Origin of the sequence: Breoghania sp. L-A4, from assembly GCF_003432385.1 — a bacterium.
GTDB lineage: Bacteria > Pseudomonadota > Alphaproteobacteria > Rhizobiales > Stappiaceae > Breoghania.
In genome coordinates this window covers 1,483,510-1,503,591 of record NZ_CP031841.1, presented here as the reverse complement: position 1 = coordinate 1,503,591, position 20,082 = coordinate 1,483,510, and the positions used below count along the sequence as shown (strand labels likewise).

The window sequence follows — 20,082 nt, the reverse complement described above, 5'->3', positions numbered from 1 at the left end:
CAGCGCCGCGCTGGCCACCTTCCGGAAGAACATTCGTCGATTTGGGCATGTTGTTTCTCACCGTTGAGTTCCAATCCGGGACCGACACGCGAGACCTGATCCCTGCGCCTTTCCAGGCGAAACCTTGTCGAAAACGCGGAACAGCGTCCCCTCCACACAGTCAGGGCCGAAATTCGGGCACCACCGCCCGGTCTCCGCCCTTCGACACCCCCCGAATAGACATTCATATCCTGGCGACGCCGCTGATCTGTTCGCAAGGATAACGATTGCGGATGCTTCCGGTTCCCGAGGCCCGCGGAACGGGCCGCCCGCGAGCGGTCCGCTCGGCATCTTTCAAGGATCAATGCGCGGGAACCGACATCCAGACGGTGCTGCCTTCAACCGTTCCCGGCTGAAACGTCACAACGTCATAGGCATCCCCATGATCTCCCATCCCGGGGGAGCCTGCCGGCATGCCTGCGACAGCGATGCCGCGGATCTCCGGCCGCTCGCTGAGCAACCGGTCAACAGCCTCCAGCGGCACATGGCCTTCCACGACATATTGGTCAACCAGCACGGTGTGGCATGCCGCCAGGTCGTCGGGCACGCCGTGCTGGCGCTTGAGCGGAACGAAATCCTCCCGATGCACAATCTTGACCGTGTATCCGGCGGTTTCGGCAATCTCCACCCAGGCGGTGCAGCAGCCGCACCAGGGCGACTTGATGACCGTCATCGGCGGCTTTACGCCCTCCGCATGGGCTGCGGGAGCCGCCATGAGTCCGGCGGCGAAGGCTCCCGTTACAAACATTGCAATACGGTTCATGGGACTGTCTCCATTGCTGATGCGACGCATGGTTATTTCTTCTCCCGATAGCGGGCGTGGCAGCTCTTGCAGGTCTGCGCCGCCATGGTGAACAGCCCGCGCGGCGGCATATCCGCCAGCTCCGCGGCGCTGGCGGTTCCCGTCATCATACCGCCCATGCCTGGATTCGACATCCTCATGCCGCCGCTCCCCAGCCCCCGCCTTCGCGCTGCAACGACACCGCAAGGGCATCCGCATAGAGCTCCAGATCATCGGCCAATTGTTCGAATTCGGCCCACTCGTCCCAGATTCGCTCATGCGCCTCGCTGGTGCCCTTCACGCTGCCTTGCGGAAACAGCTCCGTCAGATCGCCGCCGGAATGCGTGCGCAAGACCGCGGCCGCCTTCTCTGCTGCGCCCGCGTCAAAGGGAACTTTGCCGGAAATCATGTGACCGAGCGCTTTCATGGCGCCGCCGAGGTTTCCCATCATCTCCATGCGCTGCTTGACGACGCCCGTCGCCCCGTCGTGCCCAAAGGCATGCTGCTGAAGTCCCATGCTGCTTGCCGTTGCAAGAATTCCGGCAATCAAGGCCATGCGCGTTGTCGTTCTCATGTAAAAATTCATTCTCTCATCCTGTCCGGGGATCCAAATGCGACCGATGGACAATCGGATTCCGGCCACAGCCTGCGCCGTGACGCATGCGGCAGCGCGTGCGCAACGGCGCAGACGAGGCGCCTTCGCCTCAGCGCCGGAGCGCAATCCGTATTGTCCGCGCTCAACTCCTCGGAGGAGGCGGATCGAGAGAAAACTGGGATAAAGACGACCGTTTCAAGCCGGCAGCCGCCAAACTGGCGCGCACCCATGCGCGCAACGTCATCGTGCCGCGGTCCGCCAGCACTCCGGCGGGCATGCAATGAACCTCGGAATACGTGCAGTCTTGATCGCGACCACCCGCCATGTCCGGGCAGGGGCCGCCCGCGCACGGATGCGCCGCTTCAGGCATCTTGATCATGGCGGCATGCGCCTGAGTGTGCGAGGGCGCCGCATAGGCGGACCCCGCTTCGGGCTGGCCCGCAAACGCACGCGATGCCACCGCCCCGAAGCTCGAGAGAGCGAGAAGCAATGCCAGCAGAATCCGCAATGAACATGCGCGCGCGATCATGAAATCTGGGTAGCGCCAATGCCGGCCAAAGGCAACACGTCAGCGATCACAACAGAGTCATTCCGCAGCCCGCTGGCAACGCCGGACCACCACGCCGCTCGCCGCCGGCATACGCAGTTGTGCGTTTCGCGCCATCCGCGCTGGCATTGCGCCATGCGGCCTCCTATCGTCTGTTCCCGTCGATTCCACGGGCTTGCGATCACAGCCTGAAGATCGGCATTTCATTATCCGTCGACATCTCGAGTGACCATGACCGAAACAGCCGCAGCCCCCTCCCCGACCCAGATCGCCTCAGGCATTGCCGCGCGCATCGCCGGCGAAATCGGCTGCCGGGCGGAGCAGGTCGCCGCAACCGTGCAGCTGCTGGATGAAGGCTCCACCGTTCCCTTCGTCGCGCGCTACCGCAAGGAAGCCACCGGCGGGCTCGACGACACCCAGTTGCGCACGCTGGAGGAGCGGCTGGTCTATCTGCGCGAGATGGAGGACCGCCGCGCGACGATCCTGAAATCGGTCGAGGAGCAGGGCAAGCTGACGCCGGAACTGGCCGGGCAATTCCGCGCCGCGGACACCAAGGCGGCGCTCGAGGATCTCTACCTGCCCTACAAGCAGAAGCGCCGCACCAAGGCGCAGATCGCGCGCGAGGCGGGGCTGGAGCCGCTGGCCGACAGCCTGCTCGCCGATCCCGCCCTCGATCCGCAGGCAACGGCAGCGGGTTACGTGGATGCGGACAAGAACGTCGCCGACACCAAGGCGGCGCTGGATGGCGCCCGCCAGATCCTGACCGAGCGCTTCGCCGAGAACGCCGCGCTGATCGGCCGCCTGCGCGACTTCGCCATGCGCAACGCCGTCGCCCAGTCCCGCGTCGTCGAAGGCAAGAAAACGGAAGGCGCCAAGTTCTCCGATTACTTCGAGTACCGCGAGAAATGGGCCGACATCCCCAGCCACCGCGCGCTGGCGCTTTTCCGCGGCCGCAACGAGGGCATCCTGGCGCTCGATCTGGCCATGGACGGCGAGACCGGTGAGGCGGCGGACGCCAAGGCGCTGTCGCAGCCCGAAATGATGATCGCCGGCGCGTTCGACATAGCCGATCGCGGCCGCCCGGCCGACAAGTGGCTCACCGACTGCGCCCGCTGGGCGTGGAAGGTGAAGATCGCGCTGCATCTCGATCTCGACCTCATGAACACCCTGCGCGAGAAGGCCGAGGAAGAGGCCATCCGGGTCTTCGCGCGCAACCTCAAGGACCTTCTGCTGGCCGCGCCCGCCGGCCGCCGCGCGACGCTCGGGCTCGATCCGGGCATCCGCACCGGCGTGAAGGTCGCCGTGGTGGACGCCACCGGCAAGCTGATCGACACATCCACCGTCTATCCGTTCCAGCCGCGCAACGACGTTCAGGGCGCGCTGGCCGCTCTCAAGGCGATGGTCGTCAAACACGACGTGGATCTCATCGCCATCGGCAACGGCACGGCGAGCCGCGAGACCGACCGGCTGGCCGCCGAGCTGATCAAGATGCTGCCCGGCGCCACGAAGCCCACAAAGGTCATCGTCAGCGAGGCCGGCGCGTCCGTCTATTCCGCCTCCGCCCTCGCCGCGCGCGAAATGCCCGACGTGGACGTGAGTTTACGCGGCGCGGCCTCGATCGCCCGCCGCCTGCAGGACCCGCTGGCGGAACTGGTGAAGATTGAGCCGCAATCCATCGGCGTCGGCCAGTACCAGCACGACGTCAACCAGGCCCGCCTCGCCCGGGCGCTCGACGCGGTGGTGGAAGACGCCGTGAACGCCGTCGGCGTGGACCTCAACATGGCATCCGCGCCGTTGCTGGCGCGCATCTCGGGCCTTTCGGAAGGGCTGGCGCAGGCGATTGTCGATCACCGCAACGCGTCGGGCGCCTTCAAGAACCGCAAGGAGCTGCTGAAGGTCGCCCGCCTCGGCCCCAAGGCGTTCGAGCAATGCGCCGGCTTCCTGCGGATCACCGGCGGCGACAACCCGCTCGACGCCTCCTCGGTTCACCCCGAGGCCTATCCGCTGGCCAAGAAGATCGTCAATGCCTGCGGCCGCGACATCCGCCAACTGATGGGCGACGCGAAGCTTCTCGCCGGCTTCGATCCGTCGGAATTCACCGACGAGCGCTTCGGACTGCCCACGGTGCAGGACCTGTTCAAGGAACTGGAGAAACCCGGCCGCGACCCCCGGCCCGAGTTCAAGACCGCCGCCTTCCAGGACGGCGTCGAGACCATTGCGGATCTGAAGCCCGGCATGATGCTGGAAGGCACCGTCACCAACATCACCAATTTTGGCGCGTTCGTGGACATCGGCGTGCATCAGGACGGGCTGGTGCACGTCTCGCAGATGGCCGACCGCTTCATCCAGGACCCGCACGCCGTAGTCAAGACCGGCGAGGTCGTCACCGTGCGGGTGCTCGAGATCGATCTGCCGCGCAAGCGCATCGCGCTCACCATGAAGAAGGACACGGGCGCCGCGCGCGAGACCCACGCGGATGCGCGCAAGGAGCGCCCGGCGCAGCCGAAGCGCAACAACAATCAGCCGAACCGCGGCGCCCAGGGCAAACCCGGCGGCCAGGCAAGCCGCGGCGCGTCGCCGGATGCGTCCGGCGGCAACAGCGCCATGGCGGCGGCGCTCGCGGCCGCGATGGCCAAGAGCCGCAAGGACTGAGCGGAAGGCGTCCAGGGCCAATCGCGTTTGACCTGGCGCCAACCGGCGGCTATGCAGATTCCACTCGTATTTTGGCCAAGGGATCCGCATGAGCCGGCTTGACAGCTTCATCCGCCGCATGACGGCCCAGAAGATCCTGCTTGAGCGGATTGCCGAATGGATCGCGCCGGTCGCTGGGCCGGTTCTGGAACTGGGCCTGGGCAACGGCCGCACGTTCGACCATCTGCGCGAGATCCTGCCCGGCCGCGAGATCTTTGCGTTCGACCGCAACCTCTACTGCCACCCCAGCTGCGTGCCCGACGACCATCACATGATCGTCGGCGAAATCCGCGAGACGCTGGAATTCTGCGGGCCGCGCATCGGCGCAAAGGCCGCGCTGATCCATTGCGACCTCGGCTCCGGCGATCCGACCACGGATCTCGCCACCTGCGCGTGGCTGTCGCCGCTCATCGACCGGCACCTGGGTCCCGGCGGCTACGTGCTCTCGGGCCTTCAACTGGATCTGGATGGTTTCGACCCGATGGATCTGCCCGAAGGCATTCGCCCGGGCCGCTATCACCTGTACCGCAAGCACGGCTGAGCGGCAGCTCAGAGCAGAAGCGACGCGCCCACCGAGACGAGCAGAAGCACGGCAAAGGTGACGTTGACGATACGGCTGGCGCGCGGGCTGCGCAGAAACCGGGTCATCGCCGCGCCCGCATGCAGCCAGACGATGTTCACCAGCATGATGATGAGCGCGAGAACCCCGATCTTCAGAACGACGTCCCACACGGGATGCGCGCCGATCAGCGCGAAGCCGGAAAAAAGCGCCGCCATCGCCGCATAGGCCTTCGGATTGACCAGCGAGACGAAGGCTCCACCCGAAAACGTCGGCTCGCGCCGGCCGGCAGGATCCCCGTCCAAGGGCGGCGCACTGGCGATGCGCCAGGCGAGATAGACGAAATACAGCGCCGCGGCCACGCTCACCACCGGCACGACGCCAGGCAGCGTCAGCATCAGCCCGGCCAACCCGGTCGCGATCACCGCCATGACCGCCACCATGCCGGTGAGAATACCGCCCAGATAGGCCGCGCCGCGCCGGGGACCGAAGGCCGCGCCCACGGCGGCGATGCTCAGCGTGTTGGGGCCCGGACTTCCGGTCAGCGCCAGTCCAGCGAGGATAAAGCCGAACAGATCCTGCATCCCAGTTCCCATCACCGATCCATGGCTGCGCCTGATGCGGCACGCCGCATTCGCATGTCCGGGCGAGGCTAACGCCGTCCGACGCGCCAGATGTTGAGGTAGTTGCCCAGAAAGACCAGCCCGCCGCCGATGAACACATATGGGTCCAGCGCCTCGGAATAGAAGATCATGCCAACCACGGCGATCAGCGGCAACCGCAGGAAGTCCATCGGCGAAACCACCGAGGCATCGGCATAACGGAAGGCGCGCGCCATGGCGAAATGCGCCGTCAGCCCGCCCAGCGCCACGACGATCACCCAGGGCACGTTGATCATGAGCGGAATTTTCGGCTGACCCAGCATGATGACAAAGGCCATCACGGCCTGCGTCAGCGTCATCCAGAAAACGATCGACAGTGTCGTTTCCGTACGCGAAAGGGCCTTTGTCGTCATGACATTGAAGGAAAAGCAGATGGCCGCGGCAAGCGCCGCCATCTCGCCAATGCCGATGGCGGTCATGCCCGGACGCACCACCACCAGCACGCCGATGAAGCCGATCGCCGTTGTGCCTAGCCGCCACAGGGTAAACCGCTCGCCGATGAACAACGGCGCCAGCACCGCGACCCAGATCGGCGTGGTGAATTCCAGCGCGAAGACCTGCGCCAGCGGAATGATGCCGATTGCATAAAACCAGAGGTTCTGGCCGGTGAAATGAAAGACGTTGCGGGTGAGGTGCAGTCCGATGCGCTGGGTCTTCATCTGCGCAAACTTGCGCGAGACGCCCACCACCGCACAGACGATTGCAAAGCCCATCACGCTGCGCCAGAACATCAGCGAAAACGTGTCGAGATCGCCGGTGACCTCGCGCCCGCCCACCGCCATGGCCGAAAACGACACCAGCGCCAGCGCCATCCAGGCCGCGGCACGCAGGGGGTGGTTGTCCACGGCATGCATGCCGCTGGTCTTCACCAAGGCCGGCGCCTCGCTCATGTCGTGAGATCCTTGCTTGGCCGCCGCGTCTGAGCGCCGGTCTCCCCGTGTGGCGAATGTCCGCTCCGCTTCACGCCCTTATATCCGACTCCCGCGCACTGCAAAGCCCCCTTGCGCGGGCGTCGCCTGCGGTGGCGCAATCCACCGCGCTGATCTTCGCACCTCCCAAAAGGCAACACCCCGCCCGGCAAACCGGACATTCCGCTAGGTCACTTTGACGGATGAAATCACCGCGTCATTCCGATAAGATTCCAGTCTTCCATTGGACGCGTTTTTTCGCCTCTTCCGCGAAGGAGGATTTCAAATGATTTTCATCAAACCATCCGCCGTCCTGGCCTGCGGGGCAGTGATGCTCGCAGCGGCGAGCCTGAGCTGCGGCCTGTCGGGCGATGCGCGCGCGCAAAACCTCAACACGCTGTATATCGAAGCGACGCCGCAGCCGCTGACCACAACCGGCGATACGATTTCCACCTCGGAAATCTCCGCCCTGGCGAACAGCGACTTCACGACCATCATCTTCGCCTTCCTCAACTATTGCGACCCGGTCATCTCCGGCGGCAAGCCGACCTCATGCAAGACCGATCCGCAAGATCCGAAATGGGTGTGGAACCTCTATGACCCGTATGATCAGGGCGGCGTGCACACCGATCTCGCCAAAGCCATCCAGGCACTCGCGGACAACGGCAAGGCCGTCTACCTGTCGATCGGCGCGGGCTCCAACCCGGAGACCTTCAACTATTTCACCAACCACTCCGGCCCCGACATCGCCAAGGCCATGGCCGGGCTGACGCGGTTCATGAAGGACTATCATGTCACCGGCATCGATCTGGACTATGAGGACAGCGCCAATACGCCTGGCGCGCCGCTCGCCAGCAACACCACCGGCTTCATCACGCTCGCAAGCGAGATCGCCGCGCTGTCGCCGCGACCGCCGGTTTCCATCGCCCCCTATACGCCGTCCGACAGCGACCCGGGCGAGCCCGAGCTCACGTGGCCGCTGACCGCCGGCATCACGGCGGACGCCTTCACTTCCGTGCGCTGGCAGACCTGCGCGCTGCTCAACGCCGGGCTCACCGCCAGCATCATCAACCGGCAGTATTATTCCGGCGGTTTCGTCGCCGATGTCCCGGCCGCCGTGGCGCAGGACCTGCAACCCTTCGCCTGCCCCACAAGCGCGACGTGCGGCACGCCCGGCAACCCGGCGTGTCCCAGCCTGAGCATCAATGCCGGCACGCTCGCCGCGGGCCTCGCGCCAGGGCAGAACTGCCAGACGGCGCCCAACGCCCCTTCTTCGCGGGCTGCCAGAAAATCCTGTGCTCGGTGATCACGTCAAAGACCATCCCCGGCGCGCGATCCGCCGGCGTCATGGAGTGGAACTGGTCGGTGCTGGGATCGAAAGCCGACGACTGGGCGGCGGAAATGGCCAACGCGCTGGCGGACGCTCCCGGCGCGTGCAACTGATTGACCACACCGGCCCCCATCCATCGCTGTTGCCGCGCGTCCGCACTGCGTTTTCCACCCTCGCCCCACCTTCCCCGTTGACGCCTTGGCCTGCGCCGCCTACGCACATCGAATGGATCACGTCTCGAAACTCGCTCTGGGCAGCATCGGCATCGGCGTGCTGGTGCTGGCGCTGAAATATGCGGCCTTTGCGCTGACGGGGTCGATCGCGCTTTATTCCGATGCGCTTGAGAGCATCGTCAATGTGGCGGCGGCCTGCGCGGCATTCATCGCCGTGCGCTACTCGGCCAAACCGGCTGACCGCAACCATCCCTACGGACACCACAAGGCGGAGTATCTCGCCGCCGTTGTGGAAGGCGTGCTGATCGTTCTCGCGGCCGTGTCGGTGTTCTACGAGGCCTGGCAGGCCTTTGAGGTTCCCCGCGCCATCGACGCCCCCTGGCAGGGGCTGGGGCTCAACGCGGTGGCCAGCGTGCTCAATGGAATCTGGGCCGTGGTGCTGATCCGCGCCGGGCGCGCCCGGCGCTCGCCCGCCCTGAGAGCCGACGGCCGCCACCTGATGACGGACGTGTTTTCCTCCATCGGCGTCGCCGCCGGCATCATTCTGGCGATCTACACCGGCTGGCTGATCCTCGATCCGCTGCTGGCCGGCTTCGTGGCGCTCAACATCCTGTGGTCGGGTTGGGTCCTGGTGAAGGAAAGCGTCAGCGGCCTGATGGACGAGGCGCCCGCGGCCGAGATCCTCGACCGCATCCGCGCGCAGATCTCGGAGGCCGGGGAAGGCGCGCTGGAGGCGCACGACCTGCGCACCCGTCAGGCCGGCCGCATCACCTTCATCGATTTCCATCTGGTGGTGCCGGGCGATCTGACCGTCTCCGCCGCGCACGCCATCTGCGACAACATCGAGGCGGCGCTTCAGGCCGACATCAAGGGCTCCGTGATCACGATTCACGTCGAGCCCGAGGAAAAGGCGAAACATTCGGGCGTGATTGTGCTGTAGGCGGCGCCATCGGCGCGCCACGCGGTGCCGCTGGCGCCGTGCAACATCTCAAGGCACCCGAAAATCGATATCCTTGACTATCTTTCAAGACAATACCCAATAATTTTGTACATTTTTCAATATATTTCGTCGTAATATTTACTAGATCCCTCTCTTTGTCTTGTACGATGCCCTCGATATTTATTTATTACAATCTTTTGTCATTCTTATATTTCCATATCGAAAATTTAAGTTCAAGAATTTGCATTCGATTTTCATTTCACTATATTAGAAATCCTAATCATAAATACACATCGTCACGTGCACGCATCCTGCGGCGGCAGGGTCCTCGCGCGATCCGCGCCGGTGCTCCAGCCAATCAGTCGCTGCGGGCTCCGCAGCCGGCCTGTGCCGCGACGCGCTGTGAAAGGGAGACCGCGATGAGCGACGAGATTGCCTTCGAGGAGATCAACGAAGCCAAGTTCAACATGGATCACATCTACAATCAGGCGGATCCGCGCGGCTATTTCCGGGAACTGAGGAAGTACGGCTATGCGATTCCCGGCGCCGCCCAGCCGGTGTTCGACACGCTGGTCCGTCACCTGCGGGCCCGGCGCCGGCACACCATCCGCGTGCTGGATCTTGGCTGCTCCTACGGGGTCAACGCGGCGCTTCTGAAATACGATCTTTCGCTGCCGCAACTCTACGACCACTGGAGCGCCTCCGCCTCGGATCCGGCACGATCGGACGAGGTGGTCCGCACGGACCGCCGCTTCTTCGACACGCTCGGGGTCAACAGCGACATCGAGGTCATCGGCCTGGATCAGGCCGAAAAGGCCGTGGGCTACGCCTCAAAGGCCGGACTGCTGGATGAAGGCCTGGCGATCAATCTGGAAACGGATCCGCTGCCCGAGGCCGCCCGCGCCGAGCTGTCGGCGGTGGATCTGGTCACCTCGACCGGCTGCATCGGCTACGTTACGGAGAAAACCTTCGCGCGGCTGCTGCCCGTGATCACCGAGGGCGAAAAACCGTGGCTCGCCAACTTCGTGCTGCGTATGTTTCCCTTCGACGCCATCGAGGAGGAAATCGCGGAATGGGGCTACGTGACGGAAAAACTGCCCGAACGCACCTTCGTGCAGCGCCGCTTCGCCTCGCAAGAGGAGACGGATCAGGTCCTTGAAACATTGCGATCGCTCGACATCGATCCCACGCCGGAAGAAAAGACGGGAAACCTGCTCGCCGAGTTCTACCTCTCCCGCCCCAGGGAAGAGGCAGAGGCGATGCCGATCGAGCGCCTCATCAGCCTGTAGGAGGCCTGCAGCGGCGGCCCGCCAACCGGCGCAAGCCGGCGCCCGGCCATTCATCTGCCATGGAAAGCGCTGTCACGCGGGCCGCGGCGTCACCGGGTCGATGCGATCGCCACCGCCCCCGGAATGGAGCGTAGCGCGGCCGCTTTTCGCCAGATGGCGCAGCCCCTTCGGCGTCGCCTCGACCATCGCGCCGTGCCCGTCCCACACCCGTGTGACGAAATCCTCGTCCCGCGCCGTCTCCCAGACCGTCAGCCTCGGGCACGACGTCCGCCATGCGTCCATCACATCCGCATAGGCGCGGGGTTTCTCCGCGACCCACTCCACCAGATCCAGCAGCAGCGCGTCGAGTTCGTCGGCCATGACTTGCTCCATTGCAACGGCGCCTCGCACGCCTCTGCGGGGCGACAACAGGCGCCGCCACTATAGCGCAGGGAACCAGAGGCCGGAAACCGCGGTCATGTTCCTATTCACATTCATTACTTTGAATGTATAGTGATGGCAAACCACCGCCTGAAGCGGAAGACAACGGGAGACACGCCATGAGATTTCCGCATATGACTGCCGGGAGCCGGGTGAGGGCGTCGGCATGGACCATAGCCGGCCTGCTCGCGGCGCTGATCGCATGCCCCGCGACGGCGAGCCAGGACATCCCTGACCAGTATCCCGCATCCCTGCTCTACTCCAAACCGATCGAAGTGATCCCGAACGTCTGGTCCGCCATCGGCGCCACCGCCCTCCCGGCTATGACAATTCCGGCCACAACAACAATCTCTCCTTCATCGTCACCGGCGACGGGGTGGTGGTCGTCAACGGCTCCTCCGCCTACCTGCTGGCCAAGGCGCTGCACGACGAGATCAGGAAAATCACCGACCAGCCGGTCAAGCTGGTGATCAACGAGAACGGCCAGGGCCACGCCATGCTGGGCAACAGCTACTGGGCGGAGCTCGGCGTGCCGATCCTGGCGCATGAGGACGCCGCGGCCGAGTTCGAGGACCGCGGCGCGCAGGCGCTCGCCTCCATGCAGCGCTACAACCGCGAGAAGGCCGAGGGCACAGAGATCGTGCTGCCGACGGAGACGTTCGAGGACGAGAAGGTCATCGAGATGGGCGGCATGCGCATCGAGGTGAAGAACCTCGGCCCGGCGCATTCGCCCGGCGACATCGCCGTCTGGCTGCCGGAGCAGAGGCTGGTGATCGCCGGCGACATGGCGTTCCACGAGCGCATGCCGCCGATCTTTTCCGACACCAACACCGCCGACTGGCTGGAGAGCTGGGAGAATTTCGAGGCGCTGGGCGCGCTCTACGTGATCCCCGGCCACGGCCATCCCACCAACGTCGACCAGGTGCGCCGCTACACGAAGGACTATCTCGTCTATCTGCGCGGCAAGATCGCGGAGGTGCTGGAAAACGGCGGCACGCTGGACGAGGCCTATTATGTCGACCAGAGCCCCTACGCCCGCCTGGACACGTTCGATGAACTGGCCACCAAGAACGCCGGTCAGGTGTTCACCGAAATGGAGTTCGAGTGATGCGGGCGATGCTGATCGCGGCGCTGGCGGCCTGCCTGGTCGCGCTCCCGGTCCGGGCTGACGAGGACGCCATCGAGGCGATGCAGGGCTACATGGAGTTCGCGCCCTATGACGCGGGCATCATCGTGCCGGAGCAACTGACCGAGGACGTCTTCCCCGACATCCTGTTCATCGACACCCGCGACGCGGAGCAATTTTCGGCGGAGACCATTCCCGGCGCGGTCAACATCGAGTGGCGCGAGGTGCTGGGGCGCATCGACGAAATCCCCGACGACGGGAAGGTCGTCGTCTTCTGCAACACCGGCAGCCTGTCGGCGCAGGCGGCTTTTGCCCTGAGGGTCGCAGGCCGCGAGAACGTCGTGGTGCTGCAGACCGGGTTGATCGGCTGGAAGCAGAACGCGCCCTACAGGCCCTGACGCCATTGCCCTGCCGGGCCGTCCTCTACCCCGGCCAGGGAAGGTCCTGGTGAAAGATGACGGCGAGCACCAGGACATCGAGCGTCAGATGGAATCCGGTGTAGACCGCCGCGCTCCGGGGCTTCAGGCTTTCAACGATCGCGGCGCGGTTGTCCATCTCCCCGGGAAGCATGGCCAATAACGCGCTGCGCAGGCGCCCGAGCTGCTTGATGGCCCCCAGATTGGAGAGCGCGAAGACGATGAAGGCGCCGGCCAGCACCGGCTTGATCGCCGGCGCGGAAACCGTTGCGTCGGAGCCCGACAGCGAGATAACCGCCCCGATGACGGTCGACGCGACGGCGATATAGATGTTCCAGTAGGTGTTGACCGCGCCGGCGCGGTCGATTGCGAAGCCCAGGATGCGGTCGGCGTCCATGGCGAAGGTCCTCCTGCGGTTGCGCGCTGCATGGAAGAGGCTCAGCAGGTCTCAATCGACCGGCATCACGGCGGAATCCTAAATCCTGCAAGCGCTGAAGCCAGCAGAGCGGCACAACGCACCACAGCGTCGGGCGCGCCTGCGAATGCAAATCCCTGCACTGCGGCGACACTGGTCACGGACGAGCGGTCGCAACTCCAGTCGCTGCCGGCCAGCGCGTGGAACCGGTTGACCGTTCCGGCAAACGCCAATGGATCGGCGTCAATGATCAGCGACGCCTCGACGATGACCGCGCCGTCGCCGCGCCAGCGCTGCGCCAAGCCGCCGATCTTGCGGCCGCCTGCGGCGATGTCGTAGCCCCCGGCGCAGGGCGCGCGCGCCACCGCGCCGATGCGCGCCCGCACGCCGAGACGCTCCAGCGCCGCGATGCAAGGCTCCGCCAGCGCCCGGTACATCGCGTCGAAGGACGCCCCGCCCGCGTGCTCGCGGGTCGTGATCACGCTCACCTGCAGCGTGCCGGGCGACACGGCGAAGGCGCCGCCGCCGCTGGCGCGCACCACCACCGGCCAGCCCTCGCCCGCCATCACCTCGCAGGCGTCAGCGTATGAGGGAAGCCGCGTCTGCGAACGAGTCACCACAAGCGCCGGCAAGGCGCGCCAGACCAAGAGGAAAGGCGGGCGCGCGCCCGCGACAACCGCCTCCGCCATGGCCGCGATCCTCGCCAGGCGCTCCTCCGCCGGCGCCGGCTCGAGCAGATACAGCGTCTCAAGCGGCGGGTCCGCGGATTCAGCGGTGGCGGCGGCCAGCAGAACGCTCATGCCGGCTCGATCCGGCCGATCACCGTGCCCGGCGTCACCACGCCATCCTTGGGCACCAGAATCGTCAGCCGGCCACTGTCGGGCGCTCCGATATCGTAACTGGTCTTCTCCGCCATGACTTCCGCGATCGTCGCACCCTCTGTCACGTCGCTGCCGTCGGCGTAGAACCAGTTGGCGACGATGGCCTCGGGGATCCGGCCCGTGTCCCAGAGGCCATCGGGAATCCGCACCTCGCTCATGCGGCCACCCTGGGCAGCATGGCCCGCGCCGCAGCCATGATCTTCTGCGCATCGGGAAGCGCGAAGTTCTCCATGGGCCGGCTGTAGGGCACCGGGATATCGGGATAGGCGATGCGCTTGGGCGGCGCCTTCAGCATCGCGGGATCCTCCTCGGCGATAGAAGCGATGATTTCCGCCGTCATGCCGTAGCTGGAATAATCCTCGTCGACGACGATCAGCCGCCCGGTCTTCTTCACCGAGGCAATCACCGTCTCGCGGTCCAGCGGCACCAGCGTGCGCAGATCGATGACCTCCGCATCGACGCCCTCCTTCGCCAGTTCGCCCGCCGCTTCCATCGCCCGGTGCACCATCATCGACAGCGCCACGATGGTCACATCCTTGCCCTCGCGCAGCACGTTGGCCTTGCCGAAGGGGATCTCGTAGGCGTCTTCCGGCACCACAGCGGCCGCCGTCTCCGGCCAGTCCATCCAAGCCAGTCCCTGCAACCCCTTGTGGAACATGAAGATCACCGGGCTGTCGTCGCGGATCGCCGAGATCATCAGCCCCTTGGCGTCATAGGCGTTGCTTGGTGCCACCACCTTCATGCCCGGCAGATGCGCGAAGGTCGCGTGCAGCGCCTGCGAATGCTGGCCCGCGTCGTTGTAGCCGCCGCCGGTCGCCGTCATCAGCACCATCGGCACGGTGCAGTTGCCGCCGGAGAAATAGATGTTCTTGGCCGCCAGATTCGAGATCGCGTCCATGCAGACGCCGTAGAAATCCACGAACATCAGTTCCACGATGGGCCGCATGCCGGCCATGGCCGCGCCGACGCCCGCGCCGATAAAGCCGGTCTCGGAGATCGGCGTGTCGCGGACGCGTTCCTCGCCGAACTCGTCCAGAAGCCCGGTTGTGGCGCCGAAGATGCCGCCATAGGTGGCGATATCCTCGCCCATGACGAACACCCGTTCGTCGCGTTTCATTTCCTGGCCGATGGCCTCGGCCATGGCACGGGAGATGGTCAGCACTCGATTGCTCTGCATTGTATCCTCCCCGGATGCGGGACTGCGGCGCTTGAGGCGCGCGAGATTGGTGAAACTCAGGCGAAGACGTGCTCCAGCGCTTCTTCCGGCTCCGGATAGGCGCTGTCGCGCGCATACTGGATCGCCGCGTCGACCTCCGCCTTCACCCGCGCCCGGATACCGTCGAGATCAGCCTGGGTCGCGGCGCCAGCCTCGACCATGTGTTTTGCCAACCGGTCGATCGGGTCCTTGGCCTTCAATGCCGCCACCTCGCCCTTGGGCCGGTAGAGTTCCGGATCGCCCTGGAAATGGCCGTAGTAACGATAGGTCTCGATCTCGATCAGGCTTGGCCCCTCGCCGGCGCGGGCGCGTTTCACCGCGTCGCCCGCCGCCGCAAACACCTTCAGCGTGTCGTTGTCGGCAACATGCACGCCTGGAATGCCGTAGGCGGCCGCGCGCACCGAATTGTCCTTGACCGCCGTCGACTTGGACTTGGGCACCGAGATGCCCCAGGAATTGTCCTCGATGACGAAGATCACCCCGAGTTTCCACACCGCCGCGAGGTTGAGCGCCTCGTGGAACGCGCCCTGGTTCGCCGCGCCATCGCCGAGATAGGAGACGGCGACGCTGTCCCTGCCCTGCATCTTCGCAGCCAGCGCGCCGCCCACCGCCGGCCCGGCGCCTTGCGCGATGATGCCCGAGCAGGCGAAATTCACCTTCGGGTCGAGCAGGTGCATGTGTCCGCCGCGGCCGCCGGCGAGCCCGGTCTTCTTGCCGAAGATTTCCGCCGTCATCTTGTTGAGATCCACGCCCTTGGCGATCGCCGCGTGATGCGGCCGGTGGGTCGCGGTCACGGTGTCGTCGTCGCGCAAATGCACGCAGACGCCGGCCGCGCATGGCTCCTGTCCGGCAGAAAGATGCATCTCGCCGGGCACCGGCCCGGATCCGATGTCGAATTTTGGCGATTTGCCTTCCATGTAGATCGCCGCCAGCGTGTCCTCGTAGTAACGCGCCTTGGCCATCCTCTCGTACATCCAGGCAAGCTGTTCATGCGTCGGCGTCATTGCGCCTCCTCCCCTTGGCTTTTGGCCGGGTGCGCACAGCGTCCCGGCACAACGAAACCCTACGGAAGGCCACGGCCCGGGGCATTGAGATGCATCAAGAGAAATGACAGGGGTCCAGCGCCGCCAAACGAAAAACGGCACCACCGATTTGACCCATCACAAGGCACGCGCGCTCCAGATCCTGCAAGATTTGACAAGGTACATTCATCCCTGTGAGAGAGGTCGTCATGTTCTCCCTTCGATGCATCAGAACCACACGCGCTGTCTGCCTGGCGGGGCTTCTCGCCGCGGCATGCACCGTGCCCGCCGCATTTGCGGAAGACGAGCCACGTGAGAACGTCACCTTGTCGGGCAGCCATGCGGACGTGCAGTTTCTCGCCGGGCGCTCGGTCACGGTCACCGCCGACGTCAGCGACGATGTCTTCGCCGCCGGCCGCTACGTGACGTTCGACGCCGCCAGCATCGTCAACGCGATCGTCGCCGGCTACGCGGTGGAGCAACGCGGCGGCAGCATGTCCGACATGATCGCCGCCGGAAACACGGTGACCGTCTCCGGCGTTATTCGCGACGACATCGTCGCGGCGGCCCGCAGCCTGCGCATCACGTCGAGCGGCTCGGTCGGCGGCGACGCCCGGATGGCGGCGGAGACCATTGATGTCGACGGCGCGATCGGCGGCAGCCTGCGCGCGGCGGCCCGTCAGGTCACCATCAACGGCACCATTTCGGGCAAGGCCGATCTCTTCGCCGAGCGCATCGTCGTCGGTCCCGAGGCGACGATCACCGGGGATCTCATCTATCGCGGCGATACGGCTCCAGAGGTCGCCGCCGGCGCCACCATCGGCGGCGCGATCCGCCACATCGACAGCACGCTGCCACAGATGACCCGCATCGGCATGGCGATCCTGGGCGTCGGCATCGCCATCGCGGTGGGCTGGGTGATCGCCAGCTTCGTTCTCATCGCTCTCGTCCAGCTTGTCTTCCCTCGCCTCGTCGCCGACGCGACGGTGCGCCTGCGCACACAGCCCTGGTCCAGCCTGGGAATCGGCATCGCGGGCGTGCTGATCGGCTGCATTCTGATGGGGCTTGCGTTTGCTTCGATCTTCGCGATCCCGCTGGGGGTCGCCCTGATGGTGAGCCTCGGCGGCGTCAAGCTGCTCGGGCTGACGGCGCTGGGTTACTGCATCGGCCTGATGCTCGACCGCAAGAACGGCGCGGCGGAAGACCGGCCGCGCGGCGCGCGCATCAGCTGGTCGCTGCTCGGCGCGCTCATCGTGACCGCGGTGTTCCTCATTCCCTTCGTCGGCGTGGTCCTCGTCGTCCTCGCCGTCGCCGCCGCAATGGGCGCCGCGGCGGTGGAACTGTGGGGGAGGCTCCGGACGGTCTGACGAACAGCCGGATCGTGTTATAGGGTGGTGTGGCAGACGTCGTCCCAAAGGCGCCGCCGCGCCATCCTTCCTTGTCCCGCCCGCGAGTATCCATGACCCTGTTCACGCCGCTCACGCTTCGCGATGTCACGCTACGCAACCGCATCGCCGTCTCGCCCATGTGCCAGTATTCCGCCGGCGACGGTCTCGCCAACGACTGGCATCTGGTGCATCTGGGCAAATTCGCGCAAGGCGGCGCGGGGCTGGTGTTCACCGAGGCCGCCGCCGTCTCGCGCATCGGCCGCATCACTCACGGCGATCTCGGCATCTGGTCGGACGAGCACGCGGCGGCGCTCGCCCGCATCACCGGCTTTTTGCGCGCCCATGGCGCCGCCTCCGGCATCCAGTTGGGCCATGCCGGCCGCAAGGCCTCCATGCAGCGCCCCTGGGAGGGCAATGCGGCGCTGACCGGGGCCGAATTTGCTGCCGGCGACATGGCCTGGCCGACGCTCGCGCCCTCCGCCCTGCCGGTCGACGACGGCTGGCTGGTGCCGCGCGCCATGACCATCGACGACATCGCGCAGACGGTCGCCGACTTCGCGTCCGCCGCCCGCCGCGCCGACTGGTGCGGCTTCGATGTCGCGGAGATCCACGCCGCCCACGGCTATCTGCTGGCGAGTTTCCTCTCTCCCGTCTCCAACAAACGTGACGATGCCTACGGCGGATCGCGCGAGAACCGCGCCCGCGCGCTGTTTGAGACGGTCGACGCGGTGCGCGCCGTCTGGCCGGAGCAAAAACCGCTGTTCGTACGCATCTCCTCGGTCGACGGGTCGCCCGACGGCTGGTCGCTCGACGACAGCGTGTGGCTCGCCGGGGAACTCAAAACGCGCGGCGTCGATGTCGTCGACTGTTCATCGGGCGGCATTTCAGGCTCGGCGACAGCGGCCAAACGCGCCGCACCCGAGCCCGGTTTCCAGGTCCCCTACGCCGAGCGCATCCGCCGCGAGACCGGTATGAAGACCCAGGCTGTCGGGCTGATCTTCGAGCCTGCACAGGCCGAGGCGATCGTCGCCTCGGGCCAGGCCGACATCGTCGCGCTGGGCCGCGAGATGCTCACCGATCCCAACTGGCCCCTGCACGCGGCGGATGCGCTGGGCGCCGACACGGCCTTTGCGACCTGGCCGAAGCAATACGGCTGGTGGCTCGACAAGCGGCGGCAACTGGTCGGCCGGTAAACGAATCCGGTATGCGTGGCGCTCAACGCCTTCCTCACCTCTCCCAAGGGGAGATGTCGGCGCGACTGCGCCGGGTGAGGGGTTTCACTCGTCCCAACCTGCCTCCCCCGCCCGTACTCCTGTCAGCCGAGCGCCCCCCGGACGCCCATCCTTCGAGACAGCCGCTGCGCGGCTTCCTCAGGATGAGGCAGTGCGTGTTACGATTTTCTGACCCATCAACACGATGACCTCATCCTGAGGAGGGCCGGAAGGCCCGTCTCGAAGGATGGGCCGCATCTTCGATGCCCCGCAGAGGACGGCGGGCGCCTATTCCAGCGAAACCCAGATGCCGCCCTTGCCCGACGACTCGATACAGGCCTCGATGAAGGCGAGACCGGCCACGCCGTCGCCGACGGTGGGATAGGTGACGGCGGGATCCGGCGGCGTGCCGTCACGCGCGGCGCGCATGGCGCTCGCGGCTTCCGCATAGATGTTGGCGAAGCCCTCCAGATAGCCTTCGGGATGGCCGGCCGGCACCCGGCTCATGCGCGCGGCCTCCGCGCCCGCTCCCGCACCGGCGCGGGTGATCAACCGCTTCTGCTCGCCGAACGGCGTGAACCACAGCCTGTTGGGTTCTTCCTGGGCCCATTCCAGCCCGCCCCTTGAGCCGTAGACGCGCAGCCGCAGCCCGTTCTCGTTGCCCGGCGCCACCTGGCTTGCCCACAGCATGCCGCGCGCGCCGGTCGAATAGCGCAGCAGCACCTCGATGTTGTCGTCGAGCAGCCGCCCCTCGACGAAGGTGGAGAGTTCGGCCAGCAGGCTTTCCGGCATCAGACCCGAGACGAAGCCCGCCAGATTGTAGGCATGGGTGCCGATGTCGCCGATGCAGCCGCCGGCGCCCGAGCGTTTCGGATCGGCGCGCCACTCCGCCTGCTTGTTGCCGGTGCGCTCCAGGGGCTCGGTCAGCCAGTCCTGGGCGTATTCCACCTGGACCACGCGGATGTCGCCGAGCACGCCTTCGGCCACCATCGCGCGCGCCTGACGGATCATCGGATAGGCGGTGTAATTGTGCGTGAGCACGAACAGCTTGCCGCTGCGCGCGACGATCCCGGCCAGCTCCCGCGCCTCAGCAAGCGTCGTGGTCAGCGGCTTGTCGCAGATCACGTGGATACCGGCTTCAAGGAATGCCTTGGCGGGGCCGAAGTGCAGATGGTTCGGCGTGACGATGGCCACCGCCTCGATGCCGTCGGGCCGGGCGGCCTCCGCCTCGGCCATGGCGGCAAAATCGTCGTAGACGCGGTCGTCGCTAAGCCCCAGTTCCCGTCCCGAGGCGCGGTTGCGCGCCGCATCCGACGACAACGCCCCCGCGACAAGCGTGAAATGCCCGTCCATCCGCGCGGCGATGCGGTGCACCCCGCCGATGAACGCGCCCTGCCCGCCGCCGACCATGCCCAGCCGGATCGGAGATCCCGCCGCCGTTTCGTCGCGTCCCTCGATGGTCATCATCGTCCT

The 20,082-nt window shown here is 65.9% G+C and carries 22 protein-coding genes; 10 read left to right on the top strand and 12 right to left on the bottom strand.

Features of this window, described 5'->3' with window-relative positions; translation table 11 throughout:
• Positions 1-340 precede the first annotated feature (340 nt).
• Genes D1F64_RS06995 through D1F64_RS06990 form a run of 3 tightly spaced genes read right to left on the bottom strand, consistent with a single transcriptional unit; the run spans position 341 to position 1,394 of the window.
• Entirely contained in the window at positions 341-832 is a 492-nt protein-coding gene (locus D1F64_RS06995) for a DUF411 domain-containing protein (RefSeq protein ID WP_248304649.1), read from the bottom strand.
• 2 nt (positions 833-834) lie between these two features.
• Positions 835-981, bottom strand: a complete 147-nt coding sequence (locus D1F64_RS23185) for a hypothetical protein (protein WP_162901370.1) — start codon at positions 979-981, stop codon at positions 835-837.
• On the bottom strand, positions 978-1,394 hold the full coding sequence (locus D1F64_RS06990) for a cytochrome c (RefSeq protein WP_162901369.1): 417 nt from the start codon (positions 1,392-1,394) through the stop codon (positions 978-980). Before D1F64_RS06990 ends, D1F64_RS23185 begins: the two co-directional genes overlap by 4 nt.
• Before the next feature lie 799 nt (positions 1,395-2,193).
• On the opposite strand from D1F64_RS06990, the gene D1F64_RS06980 reads away from it, so the two are divergent.
• Positions 2,194-4,614 (top strand): Tex family protein, encoded by a 2,421-nt coding sequence (locus tag D1F64_RS06980; RefSeq protein ID WP_117411837.1) that lies wholly within the window; start codon positions 2,194-2,196, stop codon positions 4,612-4,614.
• Between the two features lie 88 nt (positions 4,615-4,702).
• Entirely contained in the window at positions 4,703-5,194 is a 492-nt protein-coding gene (locus D1F64_RS06975) for a class I SAM-dependent methyltransferase (RefSeq protein ID WP_117411836.1), read from the top strand.
• Positions 5,195-5,202: 8 nt separating this feature from the next.
• Here the strand turns inward: D1F64_RS06975 and D1F64_RS06970 are convergent, their stop codons facing one another.
• Together D1F64_RS06970 and D1F64_RS06965 are read right to left on the bottom strand one after the other, a co-directional pair.
• The gene (locus D1F64_RS06970; RefSeq protein ID WP_117411835.1) at positions 5,203-5,796 is read right to left on the bottom strand and encodes a LysE family translocator; all 594 of its coding nucleotides are present in this window, start codon (positions 5,794-5,796) and stop codon (positions 5,203-5,205) included.
• A 68-nt stretch (positions 5,797-5,864) separates the two neighbouring features.
• Positions 5,865-6,764, bottom strand: a complete 900-nt coding sequence (locus tag D1F64_RS06965; RefSeq protein WP_205470681.1) for a DMT family transporter — start codon at positions 6,762-6,764, stop codon at positions 5,865-5,867.
• Between the two features lie 304 nt (positions 6,765-7,068).
• Here D1F64_RS06965 and D1F64_RS06960 point away from each other — a divergent pair, with 304 nt between their 5' ends.
• The 4 genes from D1F64_RS06960 (at position 7,069) to D1F64_RS06950 (ending at position 10,514) form a co-directional block, all read left to right on the top strand.
• On the top strand, positions 7,069-8,088 hold the full coding sequence (locus tag D1F64_RS06960) for a glycosyl hydrolase family 18 protein (RefSeq protein ID WP_117411834.1): 1,020 nt from the start codon (positions 7,069-7,071) through the stop codon (positions 8,086-8,088).
• A complete protein-coding gene (locus D1F64_RS23180; RefSeq protein WP_162901368.1) occupies positions 8,085-8,225 on the top strand; it encodes a hypothetical protein in 141 nt (46 codons plus the stop codon). The genes D1F64_RS06960 and D1F64_RS23180 overlap by 4 nt, the downstream gene beginning before the upstream one ends.
• Before the next feature lie 112 nt (positions 8,226-8,337).
• Positions 8,338-9,225, top strand: a complete 888-nt coding sequence (locus tag D1F64_RS06955; RefSeq protein WP_117411833.1) for a cation diffusion facilitator family transporter — start codon at positions 8,338-8,340, stop codon at positions 9,223-9,225.
• Between the two features lie 419 nt (positions 9,226-9,644).
• The gene (locus D1F64_RS06950) at positions 9,645-10,514 is read left to right on the top strand and encodes a class I SAM-dependent methyltransferase (RefSeq protein WP_117411832.1); all 870 of its coding nucleotides are present in this window, start codon (positions 9,645-9,647) and stop codon (positions 10,512-10,514) included.
• Between the two features lie 72 nt (positions 10,515-10,586).
• On the opposite strand, the gene D1F64_RS06945 is transcribed toward D1F64_RS06950, so the two are convergent.
• Complete coding sequence (locus D1F64_RS06945) at positions 10,587-10,874, bottom strand: hypothetical protein (RefSeq protein WP_205470680.1); 288 nt, start codon at positions 10,872-10,874, stop codon at positions 10,587-10,589.
• A gap of 436 nt (positions 10,875-11,310) precedes the next feature.
• On the opposite strand from D1F64_RS06945, the gene D1F64_RS06940 reads away from it, so the two are divergent.
• Positions 11,311-12,042, top strand: coding sequence for an MBL fold metallo-hydrolase (locus tag D1F64_RS06940; RefSeq protein WP_205470679.1), 732 nt, complete (start codon positions 11,311-11,313; stop codon positions 12,040-12,042).
• Positions 12,042-12,458 (top strand): rhodanese-like domain-containing protein, encoded by a 417-nt coding sequence (locus D1F64_RS06935; RefSeq protein WP_117411831.1) that lies wholly within the window; start codon positions 12,042-12,044, stop codon positions 12,456-12,458. Before D1F64_RS06940 ends, D1F64_RS06935 begins: the two co-directional genes overlap by 1 nt.
• Before the next feature lie 25 nt (positions 12,459-12,483).
• Here D1F64_RS06935 and D1F64_RS06930 read toward each other — a convergent pair whose 3' ends face one another.
• From D1F64_RS06930 to D1F64_RS06910, 5 genes are all read right to left on the bottom strand, one after another.
• Positions 12,484-12,873: a hypothetical protein gene (locus tag D1F64_RS06930; protein WP_117411830.1), complete on the bottom strand. Its 390-nt coding sequence runs from the start codon at positions 12,871-12,873 to the stop codon at positions 12,484-12,486.
• Between the two features lie 65 nt (positions 12,874-12,938).
• Positions 12,939-13,691, bottom strand: a complete 753-nt coding sequence (locus tag D1F64_RS06925; RefSeq protein ID WP_117411829.1) for a hypothetical protein — start codon at positions 13,689-13,691, stop codon at positions 12,939-12,941.
• The gene (locus D1F64_RS06920) at positions 13,688-13,930 is read right to left on the bottom strand and encodes a biotin/lipoyl-containing protein (RefSeq protein ID WP_117411828.1); all 243 of its coding nucleotides are present in this window, start codon (positions 13,928-13,930) and stop codon (positions 13,688-13,690) included. Before D1F64_RS06920 ends, D1F64_RS06925 begins: the two co-directional genes overlap by 4 nt.
• Complete coding sequence (locus D1F64_RS06915; RefSeq protein ID WP_117411827.1) at positions 13,927-14,949, bottom strand: alpha-ketoacid dehydrogenase subunit beta; 1,023 nt, start codon at positions 14,947-14,949, stop codon at positions 13,927-13,929. The genes D1F64_RS06920 and D1F64_RS06915 overlap by 4 nt, the downstream gene beginning before the upstream one ends.
• A 56-nt stretch (positions 14,950-15,005) precedes the next feature.
• Positions 15,006-15,992: a thiamine pyrophosphate-dependent dehydrogenase E1 component subunit alpha gene (locus D1F64_RS06910; RefSeq protein ID WP_117411826.1), complete on the bottom strand. Its 987-nt coding sequence runs from the start codon at positions 15,990-15,992 to the stop codon at positions 15,006-15,008.
• Positions 15,993-16,291: 299 nt separating this feature from the next.
• Between D1F64_RS06910 and D1F64_RS06905 the strand changes: the two genes are divergently transcribed.
• Together D1F64_RS06905 and D1F64_RS06900 are read left to right on the top strand one after the other, a co-directional pair.
• Positions 16,292-17,377 carry a polymer-forming cytoskeletal protein gene (locus D1F64_RS06905; RefSeq protein WP_162901367.1) on the top strand — a complete coding sequence of 362 codons (1,086 nt, stop codon included), beginning with the start codon at positions 16,292-16,294 and terminating at the stop codon, positions 17,375-17,377.
• A gap of 92 nt (positions 17,378-17,469) precedes the next feature.
• Entirely contained in the window at positions 17,470-18,591 is a 1,122-nt protein-coding gene (locus tag D1F64_RS06900) for an NADH:flavin oxidoreductase/NADH oxidase (protein ID WP_205470678.1), read from the top strand.
• A 306-nt stretch (positions 18,592-18,897) separates the two neighbouring features.
• Here the strand turns inward: D1F64_RS06900 and D1F64_RS06895 are convergent, their stop codons facing one another.
• Entirely contained in the window at positions 18,898-20,073 is a 1,176-nt protein-coding gene (locus D1F64_RS06895) for a Gfo/Idh/MocA family oxidoreductase (protein WP_117414479.1), read from the bottom strand.
• Positions 20,074-20,082: the final 9 nt, after the last annotated feature.

Coding starts and splice junctions, on each gene's coding strand:
- D1F64_RS06980 (WP_117411837.1), top strand. CDS start 2,194: ATGACCGAAACAGCCGCAGCCCCCTCCCCGACCCAGATCGCCTCAGGC.
- D1F64_RS06925 (WP_117411829.1), bottom strand. CDS start 13,691: ATGAGCGTTCTGCTGGCCGCCGCCACCGCTGAATCCGCGGACCCGCCG.
- D1F64_RS06915 (WP_117411827.1), bottom strand. CDS start 14,949: ATGCAGAGCAATCGAGTGCTGACCATCTCCCGTGCCATGGCCGAGGCC.
- D1F64_RS23185 (WP_162901370.1), bottom strand. CDS start 981: ATGAGGATGTCGAATCCAGGCATGGGCGGTATGATGACGGGAACCGCC.
- D1F64_RS06920 (WP_117411828.1), bottom strand. CDS start 13,930: ATGAGCGAGGTGCGGATTCCCGATGGCCTCTGGGACACGGGCCGGATC.
- D1F64_RS06965 (WP_205470681.1), bottom strand. CDS start 6,764: ATGAGCGAGGCGCCGGCCTTGGTGAAGACCAGCGGCATGCATGCCGTG.
- D1F64_RS06960 (WP_117411834.1), top strand. CDS start 7,069: ATGATTTTCATCAAACCATCCGCCGTCCTGGCCTGCGGGGCAGTGATG.
- D1F64_RS06945 (WP_205470680.1), bottom strand. CDS start 10,874: ATGGCCGACGAACTCGACGCGCTGCTGCTGGATCTGGTGGAGTGGGTC.
- D1F64_RS06990 (WP_162901369.1), bottom strand. CDS start 1,394: ATGAGAACGACAACGCGCATGGCCTTGATTGCCGGAATTCTTGCAACG.
- D1F64_RS06910 (WP_117411826.1), bottom strand. CDS start 15,992: ATGACGCCGACGCATGAACAGCTTGCCTGGATGTACGAGAGGATGGCC.
- D1F64_RS06900 (WP_205470678.1), top strand. CDS start 17,470: ATGACCCTGTTCACGCCGCTCACGCTTCGCGATGTCACGCTACGCAAC.
- D1F64_RS06935 (WP_117411831.1), top strand. CDS start 12,042: ATGCGGGCGATGCTGATCGCGGCGCTGGCGGCCTGCCTGGTCGCGCTC.
- D1F64_RS06995 (WP_248304649.1), bottom strand. CDS start 832: ATGCGTCGCATCAGCAATGGAGACAGTCCCATGAACCGTATTGCAATG.
- D1F64_RS06930 (WP_117411830.1), bottom strand. CDS start 12,873: ATGGACGCCGACCGCATCCTGGGCTTCGCAATCGACCGCGCCGGCGCG.
- D1F64_RS06955 (WP_117411833.1), top strand. CDS start 8,338: ATGGATCACGTCTCGAAACTCGCTCTGGGCAGCATCGGCATCGGCGTG.
- D1F64_RS06975 (WP_117411836.1), top strand. CDS start 4,703: ATGAGCCGGCTTGACAGCTTCATCCGCCGCATGACGGCCCAGAAGATC.
- D1F64_RS06950 (WP_117411832.1), top strand. CDS start 9,645: ATGAGCGACGAGATTGCCTTCGAGGAGATCAACGAAGCCAAGTTCAAC.
- D1F64_RS06970 (WP_117411835.1), bottom strand. CDS start 5,796: ATGCAGGATCTGTTCGGCTTTATCCTCGCTGGACTGGCGCTGACCGGA.
- D1F64_RS06895 (WP_117414479.1), bottom strand. CDS start 20,073: ATGACCATCGAGGGACGCGACGAAACGGCGGCGGGATCTCCGATCCGG.